11 protein-coding genes are annotated in these 14,683 nt (G+C 53.9%); 5 read left to right on the top strand and 6 right to left on the bottom strand.

All coding sequences use genetic code 11. From position 1 onward, the window contains the following. Nucleotides 1-32: 32 nt before the first annotated feature. Nucleotides 33-2,882, top strand: a complete 2,850-nt coding sequence (locus RGW60_RS13610) for a dermonecrotic toxin domain-containing protein (RefSeq protein ID WP_322205090.1) — start codon at nt 33-35, stop codon at nt 2,880-2,882. A 9-nt stretch (nt 2,883-2,891) separates the two neighbouring features. Here RGW60_RS13610 and RGW60_RS13605 read toward each other — a convergent pair. Beyond that, a protein-coding gene (locus tag RGW60_RS13605) for an IS3 family transposase (RefSeq protein ID WP_416194835.1) occupies nt 2,892-4,258 on the bottom strand; the annotation gives its coding sequence in 2 pieces (ribosomal slippage) (nt 2,892-3,779 and nt 3,782-4,258; 1,365 coding nt in all). A gap of 260 nt (nt 4,259-4,518) precedes the next feature. Between RGW60_RS13605 and RGW60_RS13600 the strand changes: the two genes are divergently transcribed. Continuing rightward, on the top strand, nt 4,519-6,480 hold the full coding sequence (locus RGW60_RS13600; RefSeq protein ID WP_322205089.1) for an NEL-type E3 ubiquitin ligase domain-containing protein: 1,962 nt from the start codon (nt 4,519-4,521) through the stop codon (nt 6,478-6,480). Between the two features lie 104 nt (nt 6,481-6,584). After that, complete coding sequence (locus RGW60_RS13595; protein ID WP_322205088.1) at nt 6,585-7,709, top strand: GNAT family N-acetyltransferase; 1,125 nt, start codon at nt 6,585-6,587, stop codon at nt 7,707-7,709. 99 nt (nt 7,710-7,808) lie between these two features. Here RGW60_RS13595 and RGW60_RS13590 read toward each other — a convergent pair whose 3' ends face one another. From RGW60_RS13590 to RGW60_RS13575, 4 genes are all read right to left on the bottom strand, one after another. Then, nucleotides 7,809-9,641 carry an ABC transporter ATP-binding protein gene (locus RGW60_RS13590; protein WP_322205087.1) on the bottom strand — a complete coding sequence of 611 codons (1,833 nt, stop codon included), beginning with the start codon at nt 9,639-9,641 and terminating at the stop codon, nt 7,809-7,811. 113 nt (nt 9,642-9,754) lie between these two features. Further along, nucleotides 9,755-10,324: a peptidylprolyl isomerase gene (locus RGW60_RS13585; RefSeq protein WP_322205086.1), complete on the bottom strand. Its 570-nt coding sequence runs from the start codon at nt 10,322-10,324 to the stop codon at nt 9,755-9,757. Nucleotides 10,325-10,479: 155 nt separating this feature from the next. After that, a complete protein-coding gene (locus tag RGW60_RS13580; RefSeq protein WP_322205085.1) occupies nt 10,480-11,280 on the bottom strand; it encodes an alpha/beta hydrolase in 801 nt (266 codons plus the stop codon). 13 nt (nt 11,281-11,293) lie between these two features. Then, nucleotides 11,294-12,217: a LysR family transcriptional regulator gene (locus tag RGW60_RS13575; protein WP_322205084.1), complete on the bottom strand. Its 924-nt coding sequence runs from the start codon at nt 12,215-12,217 to the stop codon at nt 11,294-11,296. 50 nt (nt 12,218-12,267) lie between these two features. Here RGW60_RS13575 and RGW60_RS13570 point away from each other — a divergent pair, with 50 nt between their 5' ends. Both RGW60_RS13570 and RGW60_RS13565 read left to right on the top strand, forming a co-directional pair. Beyond that, nucleotides 12,268-12,582 (top strand): 3-phosphoglycerate kinase, encoded by a 315-nt coding sequence (locus RGW60_RS13570; RefSeq protein ID WP_322205083.1) that lies wholly within the window; start codon nt 12,268-12,270, stop codon nt 12,580-12,582. A 315-nt stretch (nt 12,583-12,897) separates the two neighbouring features. Then, nucleotides 12,898-14,247: a DEAD/DEAH box helicase gene (locus tag RGW60_RS13565; protein ID WP_322205082.1), complete on the top strand. Its 1,350-nt coding sequence runs from the start codon at nt 12,898-12,900 to the stop codon at nt 14,245-14,247. Nucleotides 14,248-14,312: 65 nt separating this feature from the next. Here the strand turns inward: RGW60_RS13565 and RGW60_RS13560 are convergent, their stop codons facing one another. After that, nucleotides 14,313-14,588: a hypothetical protein gene (locus RGW60_RS13560; RefSeq protein ID WP_322205081.1), complete on the bottom strand. Its 276-nt coding sequence runs from the start codon at nt 14,586-14,588 to the stop codon at nt 14,313-14,315. Nucleotides 14,589-14,683 lie beyond the last annotated feature (95 nt).

Raw genomic sequence — 14,683 nt, 5'->3', positions numbered from 1 at the left:
CGACTTCCTAAGTTGTAATAAGGCTATTTTCGATGTCAGATACCTCCAGCATTACTCCTGCAACTTCTCATGACGATGATGTTTTTGAACCGTGGAAGCAGCATCGAGCCAACCATGCATTGGTAAAAAGTCGCCTGCCTGTTTGGTACAGCGCCGCTTCTACGGAACTTAGGGCGGCATTGCGCAAAAGTCAGTTGTTCAGCCTGTTTTCACGGCGCGACCTTAAGCCACTGCGACAAAAAATATCTTCCGTTAAAGCCTTTGCCGAGCCGTTGCTGGAAAAGGCGTTGATTGATACCTTCGATCTTCGTCTGGATCTGCACGAGAACGATTTGGTAACGGTACACAGTCAAACGTTCTTGGGTGTGGATCGACGTCGCCCGTTCAGGCAAAGTTTGCTTCAAGCCGCGCTGCAGAACTTTGAGTTGTTCGAAGTACAAGAGGGTGGATTTGAGCGCGGTGCCGCGTTACTCCCTCATGACGGCTTGCAAATGCAATTGGTTACGGGCACCGGCGTGAATGGCAGCTATCCACGGTTTCGTTATACCTATTCCGGAGTTATCGATATCAAGGCCGCGAAATTTGCCCAGATGTGCCGCACCCTTGATTTAGGCGCCCGTTATCAACGCCATCTAGACAGCATTTTCAAGCCGGCGGCTTTGCCAGGCCAATCGGCTGAGGAGTTGGCGTCTGAGGTTGCAAGCAAGTTTCAATGCAACGAACAAGACAATGTTCAAGTTCTGGCTCATATCGCACGGATGAAAAACCAGATTTCTCAGTCCGCCTACGAAATGATGTTGGCATTGACCACGTCGGGAAGCACGCCAATGTGGGGTGCGGAACCGGTGCGCCATTGTTGGTTGCGATTGCTGGAGTCGATTGACGAGCATGGGAGTATGTTATTTGGCGCCCTGTTGATTGAGCCTGACAAAAAAGACGATGGCACCTTGCCATGCGTGGTGTACATGCCAGGGGAGCCTGACCATCCGCTCAAAGAGTATGTGTCGTTCAGGGCATTCACTGACGCGCTACGCCGCAAACTCTCGGGCGAAGCCTATCAGGAGTATTTTAGGCGCTTCATCAGTTTGGGCGAAAGCCAGCGGTTTTTTCAACGGCTTAACGAGCGCCTTAAGCCGCTGCGTCCATTGGATGGCAATCTCCTGAGTAGCGGTCTGCGCGAGCGAGTATTCGACCCGCAAGCCAAAATGTCGCTGGAAAAGTTTGCGCACTCTGGGGCGCCGTTCCAAATGTTGTATGAACATCTGCTGACCAAAACGTATGGAGATTCACGGGTACTGGCAGTTCCCACCAATGACGAGGATCAAAAAACTCGCATGCGAAGGCTGCAGGCCTTTGAGTCGTCAGGTATGGATTTGCTCAATATCGCCTCGTTTTTTATTCCGGTGCTGGGTGCTGCGATGGCCGTAGTGGCGGTAGAGCAAGTATTGTCCGATATCTTCGTCGGAGTTATCGACTGGCAAGACGGCGAAATTGATGAAGCCCTTACTCATCTCTTCGAGGCCGCTGAAAATATTGCATTTGCGGGTGCGATGGCGGTTGGTGCTAACGCGGCCTCCGTTGCAAGCGTTCCTTCAGCATTTATAGAACACCTTGTGCCAATAAAGCTGAAAAATGGCCAAACTCGACTGTGGAAACCCGATCTGGCCCCGTTTCAGCAAGACGTAACCTTACCTAATTGGGTGATGGCGAATGCGGAAGCGCGGGTTGAGGTCAATGGCAAAAACTATTTGCCTTTGGCAGGCAAACTTTATCAAGTCAAATTCGATACCGCGTTAAACAAATGGCGTCTGCATCACCCTATCGACGCCAACGCCTATTCGCCTGTTCTCAGCCATAACAACACTGGCGCTTGGCGCCATGAGGGTGAGAACCCAATGGGCTGGGACGTGCACACTGCATTCAAACGATTGCATCCGGCTTTGGATGGAATGTCCGAGCTCACTATCGACCGTATTCTTGCGGTCACCCAAGTGGATGAAGCGCTGTTACGTCAGATTCATGTGGAAAGCCTCAAGCCGCCTGCCTTGTTGAGTGATTCAATCCTTAGATTCCAGATTGAGAATCAAATCGATGGTTTTATAGAGGCTATGAACAGCGGCAACCTCCATGACATCAGGTGCCCACACATTGATCCTTATGTGGAACTACTGACGATATTGTCCGGCTGGCCTGAACAGCGGTCGGTACGTTTGCTCGATGCACAGGGCGCCGTTCTCAAGGTTTTTGGCAGCGCCGAGACTGCGTTGCCTTCGATTGACCTTAGGTATTTGCCAGGGCAAATCGACGATGTCATCACGTCTATTCTGACGGCTCTCAAATCAGAAGAAATCGAGACACTATTAGGCGAATACAACACCCGCGAACAAAGTCAAAGCAGCCGGTTGGCCCGGCAACTCGCCGAACTCGCAGGCCAGCGAAGGCGCTCTTTGCATGAAAGTGTTTACCGACATCAGTCACTTTCTGACGCCGCGCCAGTAAAGCTGATCCAACGAGATTTTCCAGCCATACCTACGCTCGTGGCCAATGAAATTATCGAGTCGGCCAGCGCCCAAGAAGTTTCTCAAATGAATACCTCGTCGCGGTTGCCACTGCGTATTGCAGAGCAGGCGCGCGAGTATCAGCAGCAGGTGCGCTTGAATCGTGTCAACGAGGGGTTTTACTTCAAGGGTGTCGATCACCCGGACATCAATACAGTCGGCTTACGTTTGCTCTCACGTTTGCCTGGCTGGCCTGCAAATGTGGCGCTTGAGATCCGCGAAAGCACGTTCTCCGGTGAATTACTCGACAGCGTGGGAGACCCATCCGCGACGTTGCGTTGGGTACTGGTGAAATTGAACTGCGCCCCAAATGTTGGACAGTGATTGAATAAGCTACGCGGCCTGAGTTCTGTATGCCACTGGACTCAAGCCGTTGAGCTTCATTTTGATACGTTCGTGGTTGTAGTAATGGATGTATTCATCCAGTCCAGCCTCTAACTGAGCAACGCTGTCGAAGCGCTCCCGGTAGAAAAACTCTGATTTCAGTGTGCCGAAAAAGCTCTCCATCGTGGCATTGTCATGGCAGTTACCCTTGCGCGACATACTCTGTTCCAAGCTCATTTCTTCCAGACGATTTCGGTAGATGTGGTAGCGGTACTGCCAGCCCTGATCCGAGTGCACCATCGGTTTGGCGCCCTCTGGCAAGCGCTTCAACGCCTTTTCCAGCATGTTGCCCACCAAGGCGTAGCGAGGGCTGGTGTCTGTCTGGTACGCCACGATCTCTCCGTTGTACAAGTCCAGTATCGGCGACAGGTAGAGCTTTTCACCGGCTACCTTGAACTCGGTAACGTCGGTCACCCATTTCTCATTCGGCTGGTCGGCCTCGAATTGCCGAGCCAACGTGTTAGGTGCTACCTGCCCCTCAGGGCCTTTGTACGATTTATACTTCTTGGCTCGCACCGTGCACTTGAGGTTTAGTTCGGCCATCAGCCTGCGTACCGTTTTGCTGTTCACTATCCACCCGCCCTTGAGCAGCGTGGCGGTCATCCGGCGATAGCCATAGCGGCCCTTATGCTGGTCCTGGATAGTCTGAATAGAGGCTTTCAGCGGAGCAAATTTATCCCCGGCAGCCAGTACCTTGACCTGATAGTAGTAAGTACTGCGTGCCAAGCCGACCAGCTTGAGCAGGGCGTCGATTGGAAAATCGCTCCTCAGCTCAGTGACTACCCAGGCTTTTTCTTCGCTTCTTTGTCCCGCCTCATCGCCTCCTCGCCTAACACCTTTAACTTTTTTAGGTAGGCGTTCTCCATGCGCAGGTACTGAAGTTCGTCGAGCAACTCTTTGTGGGCGCGCTCTTCGTCGGTGAGCACTGCCGGTTTGCGGGGCTTGGCGGGGGGCTTTGGCATAACGTTACGTGGGCCTTTTTTCCCTGACGTCAGGGCTTCGATGCCGCCACTGTAATATTGCTGCTGCCATCTGCCTATCTGCGTTGAATTGCCCAGATTGAAAATCGCAGCCGTTTGCCGAAATGACAACTTCTCACGCTCCATGTGCTGGACAACGGACAGTTTGAACTCGGGACCATGTTCCTTCATACGCCCCTGCAGGCTGGCTTCCCCGTGCAGCTCGTAGGCCGCCACCCAACGACGGAGCAACGTAGGGTCCATCTGAAATTGAGCGGCTATGTGACGAAAACCTTGACCGCGCTCAAGGAAAGCATTGATGGCGGACCGCTTGAACTGCGTTGAATATTTACCCATGAAAAACACCCCGGTAGTTGGATGGGTGTCCAACATTTGGGGCGCAGTTCAAATCCGGGGAGCGTTATCAAGCCTTCGACAGTGTGGGCAATGCTACGCAAAGTGGCGGTGACTCCTTTTATCGCGCCCTGCTGCAAGCGCTGCCCGCGGATTCGCGCAGGGCTATTGGCTTGTCGAGTGCGGACGAAGAGTCGGAGCTGCGCGAAGCTTTGGGCGCTGTTGCAGTTGCCCATCGTGACGAGGTGGCTGTCACTTTGGGTATGCAAGCCATTAAGCCCGGCCTCAAATGGCCGCATAAACTACCTGACGGCCGCATTGGATATCCCATGAGCGGGAGAATTAGGCAATTGTTTTCCAGGCTCGGATGCGGTGCGAGAAATCACTCGGCGCAATTGGCGGTCAAAACTCTGTTTCCTGCAATGACAGACATTGAGGTCCGAACGTTTATCGATGAATTACGCTTAGAATTCACGGGGCTTAACAGTGAGCGTTCTGCCTATGTCCAAGGAAAAATTCGTGAACTTGAAGCGGAATATCAAAAGCTAGAAACTACCCTTGATCAATGGGTAGAGATGCCCAGTGAATCGCGTGTCAGGGGCCGCACCGTTCAGGCTGCGGTGGAGGAAGATAAGCGTGTCGCCGCCAGGCATATAAAACTTTGTTGGAAACGGATGACGGAAAACCGTTTCTCCGAGCAAGGAGTGTTTGTCGGTTACACGATGTACCTAAGTCATCTGTCGTTGGGAGTACTTCCTCAATTAACCGCGCGCTTCGATCATGTCAGTTCATTATTTGTAAACAGTCTTGGTCTCACTACCAGCGAGGCTAATGCCTTCCTAGGGCAATTCAGCACCCTGCGCGAGTTGTACATGCATGGTAATGAGCTGACGTCGGTTCCAGAAGCGATAACCTTGAATACTAGCCTGAACCATTTGTCTTTGCGCGATAACCCCCTGATCCTGGATGCCGCTTCAGTTATGCGGCTGCAACGTCTCACCCACTTGAGAAACCTGGATTTAAACCACTGCCCGATTGGACCCCTGTTGGAAGTGGGTAGGATGCGTCGTCTGGCCAGACTCAATATCCGAGGAACCGGCGTCGACGCATTACCCGTAGGTTTAGTTGACTGCGGTTATTTAACCGCTGTAGATGCGCGGAACAATCGAATCGTTGATATTCCAGAGAACTTATTTTATGACTCGCATGAGATATTCAGTCGAATTCAGTTGCACGATAATCCCATCAATGAACAAACCCGTGAACGAGCTCGGCGTGTATTCAGCGACGAGGCTATAAGGATAATGGGGCTCAGCAACGAGCGGATTCATGTCGAACGTGAGGTATCACCGATAGCCTTCTGGTTAGCGGAATTACCGGGTGCCGACCGGAGCGCCAGGTTTTTGATTTGGAATGAGTTACAAGCTGAGCCAGAAAGTTACGATTTTTTTAGAGTGTTATTTGATCTAACCGCGTCTGCCGACTATGGCAGCGACCAGCAAGGGCTGACTCAACGTGTCTGGACTGTCATGCAAGCGGCCACTGCCCATGGCGCCTTGCGTGATGAGTTGTTTGCCCTGGCGGCACACCCGGAAACCTGTAGCGATGGCTCGATGTTAGTGTTCAACAATCTGGAAATCCGGGTGCTGGTCTTCAAGGCTATGTTGTCGGCACAGGTCGGCGCGCAAGAAACCGAATTATTCGAACTGGCCAGGGGGCTGGAACGACTGGACGAGGTCGAGAGATTTGCTCTTTCCGATATTAAGATAAGGTCGGCAAGCAATCCGCTGCTCGATGAGGCGGAGGTCCGGTTGGCTTATCGAGTCGGATTGGCCCGACGGCTGAACTTACCCCTTCAACCACGGGGCATGCTGTTTAGTAGTCTGGCTGGGGTCACCGAGGAAGCGATCAACGCTGCCGAACAACGTGTCTTGTATTGGGAGAGGAGACCGGGGTTTTTGCAAGCGATGGTAGCCCGAGACTTTTGGATGGCGTATTTGGAGAGGCGTTACGCCACACGCTTTGAACCGGTGCAGACGCCCTTCCACGAGCGTCTTAACGATCTAGACGAGCGGGCGTCGGCAACCTTACGTACTGGTGAATATATGCAGCAAATAGAATTGATCCAAAAGGAACGTACCGAAGCTATTAACCAATTGGCGCGTCAATTGACTCAGGAGATCGCGAGGCGTCATGCCGCAGGGGTTGTAAGCCCAACGCTTTAATCCGGCGACGGCACCATACTTTTTTGTGCCCGGTTTATTTCGGCTTGGTGCGTCAATGCGCGATACTCGCTGTGCGTGCGGGCAATAATGTTTGGAGAGTGCTAATGCCGTTACAACGTTTGGACAGTTTATCGGCGCTGGCTCCGGCGTTATGGGACGCCTTGGTGCCCAACGGCCAACCTTTTTTGCGGCACGCGTTTCTCAGTGCCCTGGAAGACAGCGGCAGCCTTGGGCCACGTTCGGGCTGGAGTGCAGAGCATCTGTTGCATTACGAAGATGGGCAACTGATTGCAGCGTTGCCCGGCTATCGAAAGTGGCACTCCTACGGTGAGTACGTGTTCGATCATGGCTGGGCTGAAGCCTGTGAGCGTGCGGGCATCGCGTATTACCCCAAGCTGTTGGTGGCGGTGCCGTTCAGCCCGGTGAGCGGGCCACGATTACTGTCGGCTACGCCTGAAGCCGCGATAGATCTGTTGCAGAGCTTGCCTGGCTACATCGAAATTGAAGAACTCTCAAGCGTTCATATCAACTTCACCGATCCGGTGGCTGACGCGTTGCTGGCGCAGGAGCCCGGCTGGATGCAGCGTTTGGGCTGTCAGTTTCATTGGCAAAACCGTGGGTACCGGGACTTTCAGGATTTTCTGGATGCCTTGAGTTCGCGTAAGCGCAAGCAAATGCGCAAGGAGCGCGAACAGGTGGCGGGGCAGGGTATTGAGTTTGAATGGCTCGAAGGCCATCAACTAAGCGAGGTGCAGTGGGATTTTATCTACGCCTGCTATGCCAATACCTATGCGGTTCGTCGGCAGTCACCATACCTGACCCGAGAATTCTTCAGTCTATTGGCGCAACGCATGCCCGAGGCGATTCGCGTGGTACTTGCCAAACAAGGCACGCGTCCGGTGGCGATGGCCTTCAGCCTGGTGGGCGGTGACAGCTTTTACGGGCGGTATTGGGGATGCTTGGCGGAATTCGACCGCCTGCATTTCGAGACCTGTTTCTACCAAGGTATGGAGTACGCCATAGACAAGGGCTTTCAGCGCTTTGATGCCGGGGCGCAGGGTGAGCACAAGCTGATTCGCGGGTTTGAACCGGTTATCACTCACTCCTGGCATTATTTGGCGCATCCGGGATTGAAGTCGGCGGTTAGCGACTTTCTCAAGCAAGAGCGGGTTGGCATTTTGGCCTACGCAGAAGAGGCTCGGGCGGCATTGCCCTATCGGCAGGTTTAGGCTTGTAGGGAGTCTGGTCAGACGCTTTCCCGAATAAATTCGGTCCCACGGCTGTTTTGCTGTGGGACCGAATTTATTCGGGAAGCAAACGCTCCTGCATCAATCAATCCCGACAAACCCACCCGTCTGGTGTTGCCACAGTCGTGCGTACAAACCGCCGTGGGCCAGCAGCTCAGCGTGGGTGCCGCTTTCAGCAATATGTCCCATCTCCAACACCACTAGGCGGTCCATTCGGGCGATGGTCGACAGGCGGTGCGCAATGGCGATGACGGTCTTGCCCTGCATTAAGGTTTCAAGGCTCTCTTGGATCGCTGCTTCAACTTCCGAGTCCAGCGCTGACGTCGCCTCGTCCATGATCAGAATCGGCGCGTCCTTAAGCAACACCCGGGCGATGGCGATGCGCTGACGTTGTCCGCCAGACAGCTTCACTCCGCGCTCGCCGACATGGGCATCAAAGCCGGTGCGGCCTTCGGCGTCGGACAGCAGTGGAATAAATTCATCGGCCCGGGCTTTGCGAGCGGCCTCCCATAACTCGGCATCGGTGGCGTCCGGTTTGCCATACAGCAAGTTGTCGCGGATTGATCGATGCAACAACGAGGTGTCCTGAGTAATCATGCCGACGCGTTCACGCAGGCTTTCCTGTGCGACGTGCGAAATATCCTGCCCATCAATCAGGATTCGCCCACCTTGCAGGTCATACAGACGCAGTAGCAGGTTAACCAGTGTTGACTTCCCCGCCCCGGACGGACCAATCAAACCAATTTTTTCCCCAGGCTTGATGTTTAAATTCAAGCCGCCAATGATCCCGCTGCTTTTACCGTAGTGGAAATCGACGTTTTCAAATTTCACACCGCCGCGCTCCACATTCAGATTTGGCGCTTTATCGCGGTCAGTCACACTGACGGGCTGGGCGATGGTTTTTAGACCGTCCTGTACCATACCGATGTTTTCAAAAATGCCGTTGACCACCCACATGATCCATCCCGACATGTTGACGATACGAATCGCCAGCCCAGTAGCCAAAGCGATGGCGCCTACGGTGATCGAGGATTGCGTCCATAACCACAGAGCCAGCCCCGTGGTGGTGACAATCAAGACGCCGTTCAGACTGGTGATCACCGTGTCCATCTCTGTGACTACGCGGCCAGCGAGTTGGGTTTTTTCCGTTTGTTCGCTTATTGCTTCGCGGGCGTATTGCTGCTCGAAATTGGTGTGCGCGAACAGCTTGAGGGTCGCGATGTTGGTGTAGCCGTCGACAATGCGCCCCATTAGCTTGGAGCGCGCCTCTGAAGACACCACCGAGCGTTCTTTGACCCGAGGTACGAAGTACCACAACGCCAGAATGTACAAAACGATCCACGTCAGCAACGGAATCATCAGTCTCCAATCAGCTTCGGCGAATAGCACCAGCGAGCCGATGGCGTAGATCAACACATGCCACAACGCGTCCACCGCTTGCACCGCCGAGTCACGTAACGAGTTGCCAGTCTGCATGATCCGCTGGGCAATGCGTCCGGCGAAATCGTTCTGGAAAAAGTTGATGCTCTGCTTGAGAACGTAACTGTGGTTTTGCCAGCGAATCATGCTGGTCATGCCAGGGCTGATGGTTTGATGAACCAATAGGTCGTGTAGGCCGACAAAAATCGGACGGAACAAGAGCGTCACGACCATCATCCAGATCAGTTCACTACGGTGCACGCTAAAGAAGTTTGGGTCCGGTACGCCTTGGGCCAGGTCGATAATGCGACTCAGGTAACTGAACAATGCCACTTCGATCAGCGCACCAATGAGCCCGACGATAAGCAATGCCGCAAAGCTGGGCCAGACCTGTCGCAGGTAGTAGACATAGAACGAGAAGACTTTACTCGGAGGAGCCACCGTAGGGGCGTCACGGAAAATATCGATTAGTTGCTCGAAGCGGCGATAAAACATTGGGGCTGACGCCCACCGCAGCGGGCTCTCCTTACAGGTAGAAAACGCCCTCATCCAACCGAATGAAACCACGTCTACTCACGCGGGTTTCACACAGCTCGATGCGGATTTGTTCAGTCGATGCGTTTAGCGGATTTGATCAGTATTGGCACGTTAGGCACGTTCTGCATGCCTTGTTTGGTGCCAGTTGGCGTTTGCGCAATCATGTCGACCACATCCATGCCCTTGACCACCTTGCCAAATACGGCGTAACCGATACGACCTGGAGTGCTGTCCAGGGAATCGTTGTCACGGTGGTTAATAAAAAACTGGCTAGTGGCCGAGTTCACATCCGATGTACGCGCCATGGCAATCGTGCCCCGCACATTATGCAGACCGTTACCCGCTTCGTTTTGAATCGGGTCTTTGGTCGGCTTTTGCATCATCGATGAGGTAAAGCCACCGCCCTGAATCATGAACCCTGGGATGACCCGGTGAAAGATGGTGTTGCTGTAGAAGCCGCTGTCGACGTAGCCAAGGAAATTCCGGGTGCTGATTGGCGCTTTAGTGTCTTCAAGCTCAATTTCGATCTGCCCCATGTCGGTGGTCAGCAATACATGAGTAGGCTTGCCGGTCGGTTGTGCAGCCATCAAGTTGGCGGCAAACAGTAGCGAACAAGCGGCAAAGGCGATTTTTTTCAACATGTGTCAGTAATCCCGGGTAGTGGTTTTGACTGGGCAACAGCGATGCACAGGGGTGTTATCAGGCGCACAAGGTAAGCACGTTTCGTTTTTTTTGGACAGTGCCGGGCGGCTAGTCGTAACGGATAGGTGCATGACGACGCCTATCCATAGCGTGATCAGGGGTGGGAAGGAGCCTCTGCGGCGTCGAGAAATTCGAGCAGCGTTTGGTTAAATACCTCGGGTTGATCCAGTGGCGTCGCATGGCGCGAATCGTTGATCACAACCAATCGAGCGCCTCGGATTAAACGAACGTAGATTTTCTTAAGGGCGACGGGTGTGTAGTCGTGATCGGCACTGATGACCAACGTCGGGCAAGTGATGCGCGATAACTTGCTCATTACCCCCCAACCGACGATCGCATCAAAGCTCGCCAGGTAAGCGCGTTTGTCGTTTTTGGCCCACCGCTCGGAAATTTTGCGTCGTAGATCAGCCTGTTCGGGGTTGGGAAACAGGTTCTTACCCAGGCCTATGCCGATGACCCGCATGCTCAGCAAGCGACCCAAGCCCCAGCGCTTGGCCCATTGCAGCAGGTCTGAGGCGTATTTGATTTTGACTTGCGGACCACTATTGACGATACACAGGCTTTTGAGCATTTGCGGCTGATCGACGGCCAGTTGAAAACCGATCATCGCGCCCATGGACAGTCCGACCAAGTGCACCGGTCCCAACTGCAAATGCTCGATCAACGCTTCTAGATCAGCGCTAAAGCCGGGGATGCTGTAGCGCTCGTTGGGTTTGTCCGAGCGCCCGTGACCGCGTACGTCCATTGCGATGACCCGGTAACGCGCGGACAGTACCGGGATCTGGTATTCCCAGTCCAGGCAGCTGGAACCCAGTCCATGCACCAACAGCAGTGGCGAACCTTGGCCATACTCTTCGTAGTGCAACGAACAACCGTCATGCTCAAAAAAGGCCATGGTGATCTCCTGGTCAACCCTGTAGCGGTGTGGGGAACCCCGCAGTCAGCGGCCCCGTGTCGAAATTACGAATTAGATCAATGAGGATCTGCGTCGCTGGTCCTGATGGTTTGTCCTTGTTCGCGTAAAGGTAAAAGACTGGGTGACGACTACCGCCTTGGTCGAGTGGAAGGGCTTTGAGCAGACTGTCTTTAAGCTCACGTTCGATCAGGTGCCGTGGCAACCAGGCAAATCCGAGACCGCTGCTGACGAATGTTGCGGCGGTTGCCAGGCTGCCGACTGTCCAGCGTTGTTCGGCCCCGAGCCAGCCAACATCGCGGGGTTGAGAGCGGCCGGAGTCACGAATCACGACTTGCAGTTGGCTCTCCAAGTCCTGAAATGTCAGCTCGCGGTGCATTTGGTGCAACGGATGTTCCGGGTGGGCTACCGCGACGAATTCCACGGCGCTCAACTCGCTGCCCAGATTTCCAGGAATACTAAAGCCACTGATGGCCAGGTCAGCAACCCCTTCAAGTAGCACTTCTTCCACGCCGGACAGCACTTCCTCACGCAACCGCACGCGGCAGCCCCGACTTTGCGGCATGAACGCCGTTAGCGCACGCACCAACCGCGCGTTGGGGTAAGCGGCGTCGACCACCAGTCGCACTTCTGCTTCCCAGCCCTGCTCCATATGATGTGCAAGGTCTTCTAGCTGACTGGCCTGTTTGACCAGTTGTCGGGAGCGGCGAAGCAGCACCCCGCCTGCATCTGTGAGCACGGCTTTACGGCCTTCGATGCGCAATAGCGGAACGCCAAGCTGATCCTGCATACGCGCTACGGTGTAGCTCACCGATGACTGGGAACGATGCAAGGCTTCGGCGGCTTGAGCGAAGCCGCCATGGTCAACCACCGCTTGTAATATGCGCCATTGATCAAGGGTCACGCGGGGCGCTTTCATGATTCGATCCTATTGCCCTAAAGTGGCACCTCAAAAACGGAGAATGCCCAATGAAGAAGTTCTGTTGTGTTTTGTTGGCACTGCTGCCCATCACTGCATTTGCGTACCCGATAGACGTAGAAAAACACCTCACGGGTGTCAGTATCGATTACACCAGCTACGACACGGATTACAACTTGGGCTCCATTAAGCTGAACAACTACGGCGACAACGCTGCCGAGTGCACCGTGGTGTTCATCAACGGCCCGGAGTCGCCGCGCACTCGTCGGGTGCAACTCCCCGCGAAAGCGAGCGTAGACGCTTCGGCGAAATTCACCCGCAGTATTATAAAGCTCCGGATTAATCTGACTTGCGTAGCAAAATAAACCACGTTCGGGGCATGTTTGGTGCTTTAACGAGAGTAATGCCCCCTTTTTAATAAAACAATTTTTTGATGATTCGGAGCGAATATTCACGGTTTTTAATCGATGTGATCATGTCTACCTTTCTCCTCCCCGGCATCACGCTCTCTTAGGGGCATTGCTTGGCATGATGTTTTGAACGGTTAAGCGCCCATTTTTGTGGCCGAGACGGTTCGTTTAGCAACAAAGAAGTGTTCTTTCAGTAAAGAAACTCGGCCTCGTCGCTCGAAACCGTTAATCTATGCGACTGTTTTTTTGTTTTTCGTCGAGGTAACACCCGTGTTTTCCCAATTCGCCCTGCACGAACGCCTGCTTAAAGCCGTGGCCGAGCTTAATTTTATCGAGCCCACGCCTGTGCAAGCAGCGGCCATTCCGCTGGCACTCGAAGGGCGTGACCTGCGGGTGACTGCGCAAACGGGTAGTGGTAAAACCGCGGCTTTCGTATTGCCAATGCTTAACCGCCTGATGGGCCCGGCCAAGGTTCGCGTAGATATCCGCGCCGTGATCCTGTTGCCCACCCGCGAGCTCGCGCAGCAGACCCTAAAGGAAGTTGAGCGTTTCTCTCAGTTCACTTTCATCAAATCCGGCCTGATCACTGGCGGTGAGGACTTTAAAGTCCAGGCCGCTATGCTGCGTAAGGTACCGGACATTTTGATCGGTACCCCGGGGCGTCTGCTTGAGCAGCTCAATGCCGGTAATCTGGATCTGTCCCAAGTCGAGTTGCTGATTCTCGACGAAGCGGATCGCATGCTGGACATGGGGTTTGCCGAAGACGTTGAACGCTTGGCTGGTGAATGTAAAAACCGTCAGCAAACCCTGCTGTTCTCGGCGACCACCGGTGGCGCCGGTCTGCGTGAAATGATTGGTCGGGTGCTGACTGATCCGCAGCACTTGCAGGTCAACAGCATCAGTGAATTAGCCCCAGGTACCCGTCAGCAAATCATCACCGCTGACCACAATAGTCATAAAGAAAAAATCGTCCATTGGCTCTTGGCTAATGAGACTTACCAGAAAGCGATCATTTTCACCAATACCCGTGCCATGGCCGATCGCCTTTACGGTCGTCTGGTGGCGCTGGAATATAAAGCGTTCGTGCTACACGGCGACAAGGACCAGAAAGACCGCAAATTGGCCATCGATCGTCTGAAGCAGGGCGGCGTGAAGATCCTGGTCGCGACTGATGTTGCAGCCCGTGGTCTGGACGTTGATGGTCTGGACATGGTCATCAACTTCGACATGCCCCGCAGCGGTGACGATTATGTACACCGTATCGGTCGTACCGGTCGTGCCGGTGGCGAAGGTCTGGCGATTTCCCTGATCTGCCATGGCGACTGGAACCTGATGTCCAGCGTCGAACGTTACCTGAAGCAGAGCTTCGAGCGTCGCACCATCAAGGAAGTCAAAGGCACTTACGGCGGACCTAAGAAGGTCAAGGCATCGGGCAAGGCTGTTGGCGTCAAGAAGAAGGTTAAAGCCGGCGACAAGAAGGCTGATAAAAAAGGCAGCGCCAAGTCGCCGACCAAACGCAAGATCACTAACCGGCCAAAAACCGATGCGTTGTCGTTGGTCAGTGCAGACGGTAAAGCACCGTTGAAGAAACGTAAGCCGCAAGAGCCTGCTGCGGAATAAGTAATTCGCGACTAAAAAACCGGCGCGTTTAAAATGCGCCGGTTTTTTTATAAGCGAATGGCAGGTCAACCGTCCGCTTTCTTCGCTGCGGTCTCCAGGTCTTTGAGCCGCTGATCGATCAATTGGCATTTGTCCGGCAGGTCTTTGCTGGCGGTGTCCAAATTCATGTCCTGAAGCTGTTGATTCATTTCCTTAGCCTTCTCAGGGTTTTGCTCCGTTAGTTTATGGATCTCCTCGGCCAGTTGCGCACGTTTGGCTGTGGCCTCCTCGGGCGTGCACGCCAATGCCGGAATGGCTGACAGCAACGCGAGAGCGGTGGTGATGCTCAGCAGGGTCTTCATGGTCTGCCTCTGTTCTGGGTGCTTATCAGATTGAGGGTTTTGATCTGACAAAAGTTCAGCGCGCGCATACGTCGTTGATGCTGAACGGCCGTCGC

The organism is Pseudomonas sp. AB6, from assembly GCF_034314105.1.
GTDB lineage: Bacteria > Pseudomonadota > Gammaproteobacteria > Pseudomonadales > Pseudomonadaceae > Aquipseudomonas.
The sequence above is the reverse complement of the archived record's forward strand: the minus strand, read 5'-3'. Positions and strand labels throughout refer to the sequence as shown.

Bases quoted from the DNA above. Each gene is read 5' to 3' on its own strand.
- RGW60_RS13610 (WP_322205090.1), top strand. From the start codon at position 33: ATGTCAGATACCTCCAGCATTACTCCTGCAACTTCTCATGACGATGAT.
- RGW60_RS13600 (WP_322205089.1), top strand. From the start codon at position 4,519: ATGCAAGCCATTAAGCCCGGCCTCAAATGGCCGCATAAACTACCTGAC.
- RGW60_RS13595 (WP_322205088.1), top strand. From the start codon at position 6,585: ATGCCGTTACAACGTTTGGACAGTTTATCGGCGCTGGCTCCGGCGTTA.
- RGW60_RS13590 (WP_322205087.1), bottom strand. From the start codon at position 9,641: ATGTTTTATCGCCGCTTCGAGCAACTAATCGATATTTTCCGTGACGCC.
- RGW60_RS13585 (WP_322205086.1), bottom strand. From the start codon at position 10,324: ATGTTGAAAAAAATCGCCTTTGCCGCTTGTTCGCTACTGTTTGCCGCC.
- RGW60_RS13580 (WP_322205085.1), bottom strand. From the start codon at position 11,280: ATGGCCTTTTTTGAGCATGACGGTTGTTCGTTGCACTACGAAGAGTAT.
- RGW60_RS13575 (WP_322205084.1), bottom strand. From the start codon at position 12,217: ATGAAAGCGCCCCGCGTGACCCTTGATCAATGGCGCATATTACAAGCG.
- RGW60_RS13570 (WP_322205083.1), top strand. From the start codon at position 12,268: ATGAAGAAGTTCTGTTGTGTTTTGTTGGCACTGCTGCCCATCACTGCA.
- RGW60_RS13560 (WP_322205081.1), bottom strand. From the start codon at position 14,588: ATGAAGACCCTGCTGAGCATCACCACCGCTCTCGCGTTGCTGTCAGCC.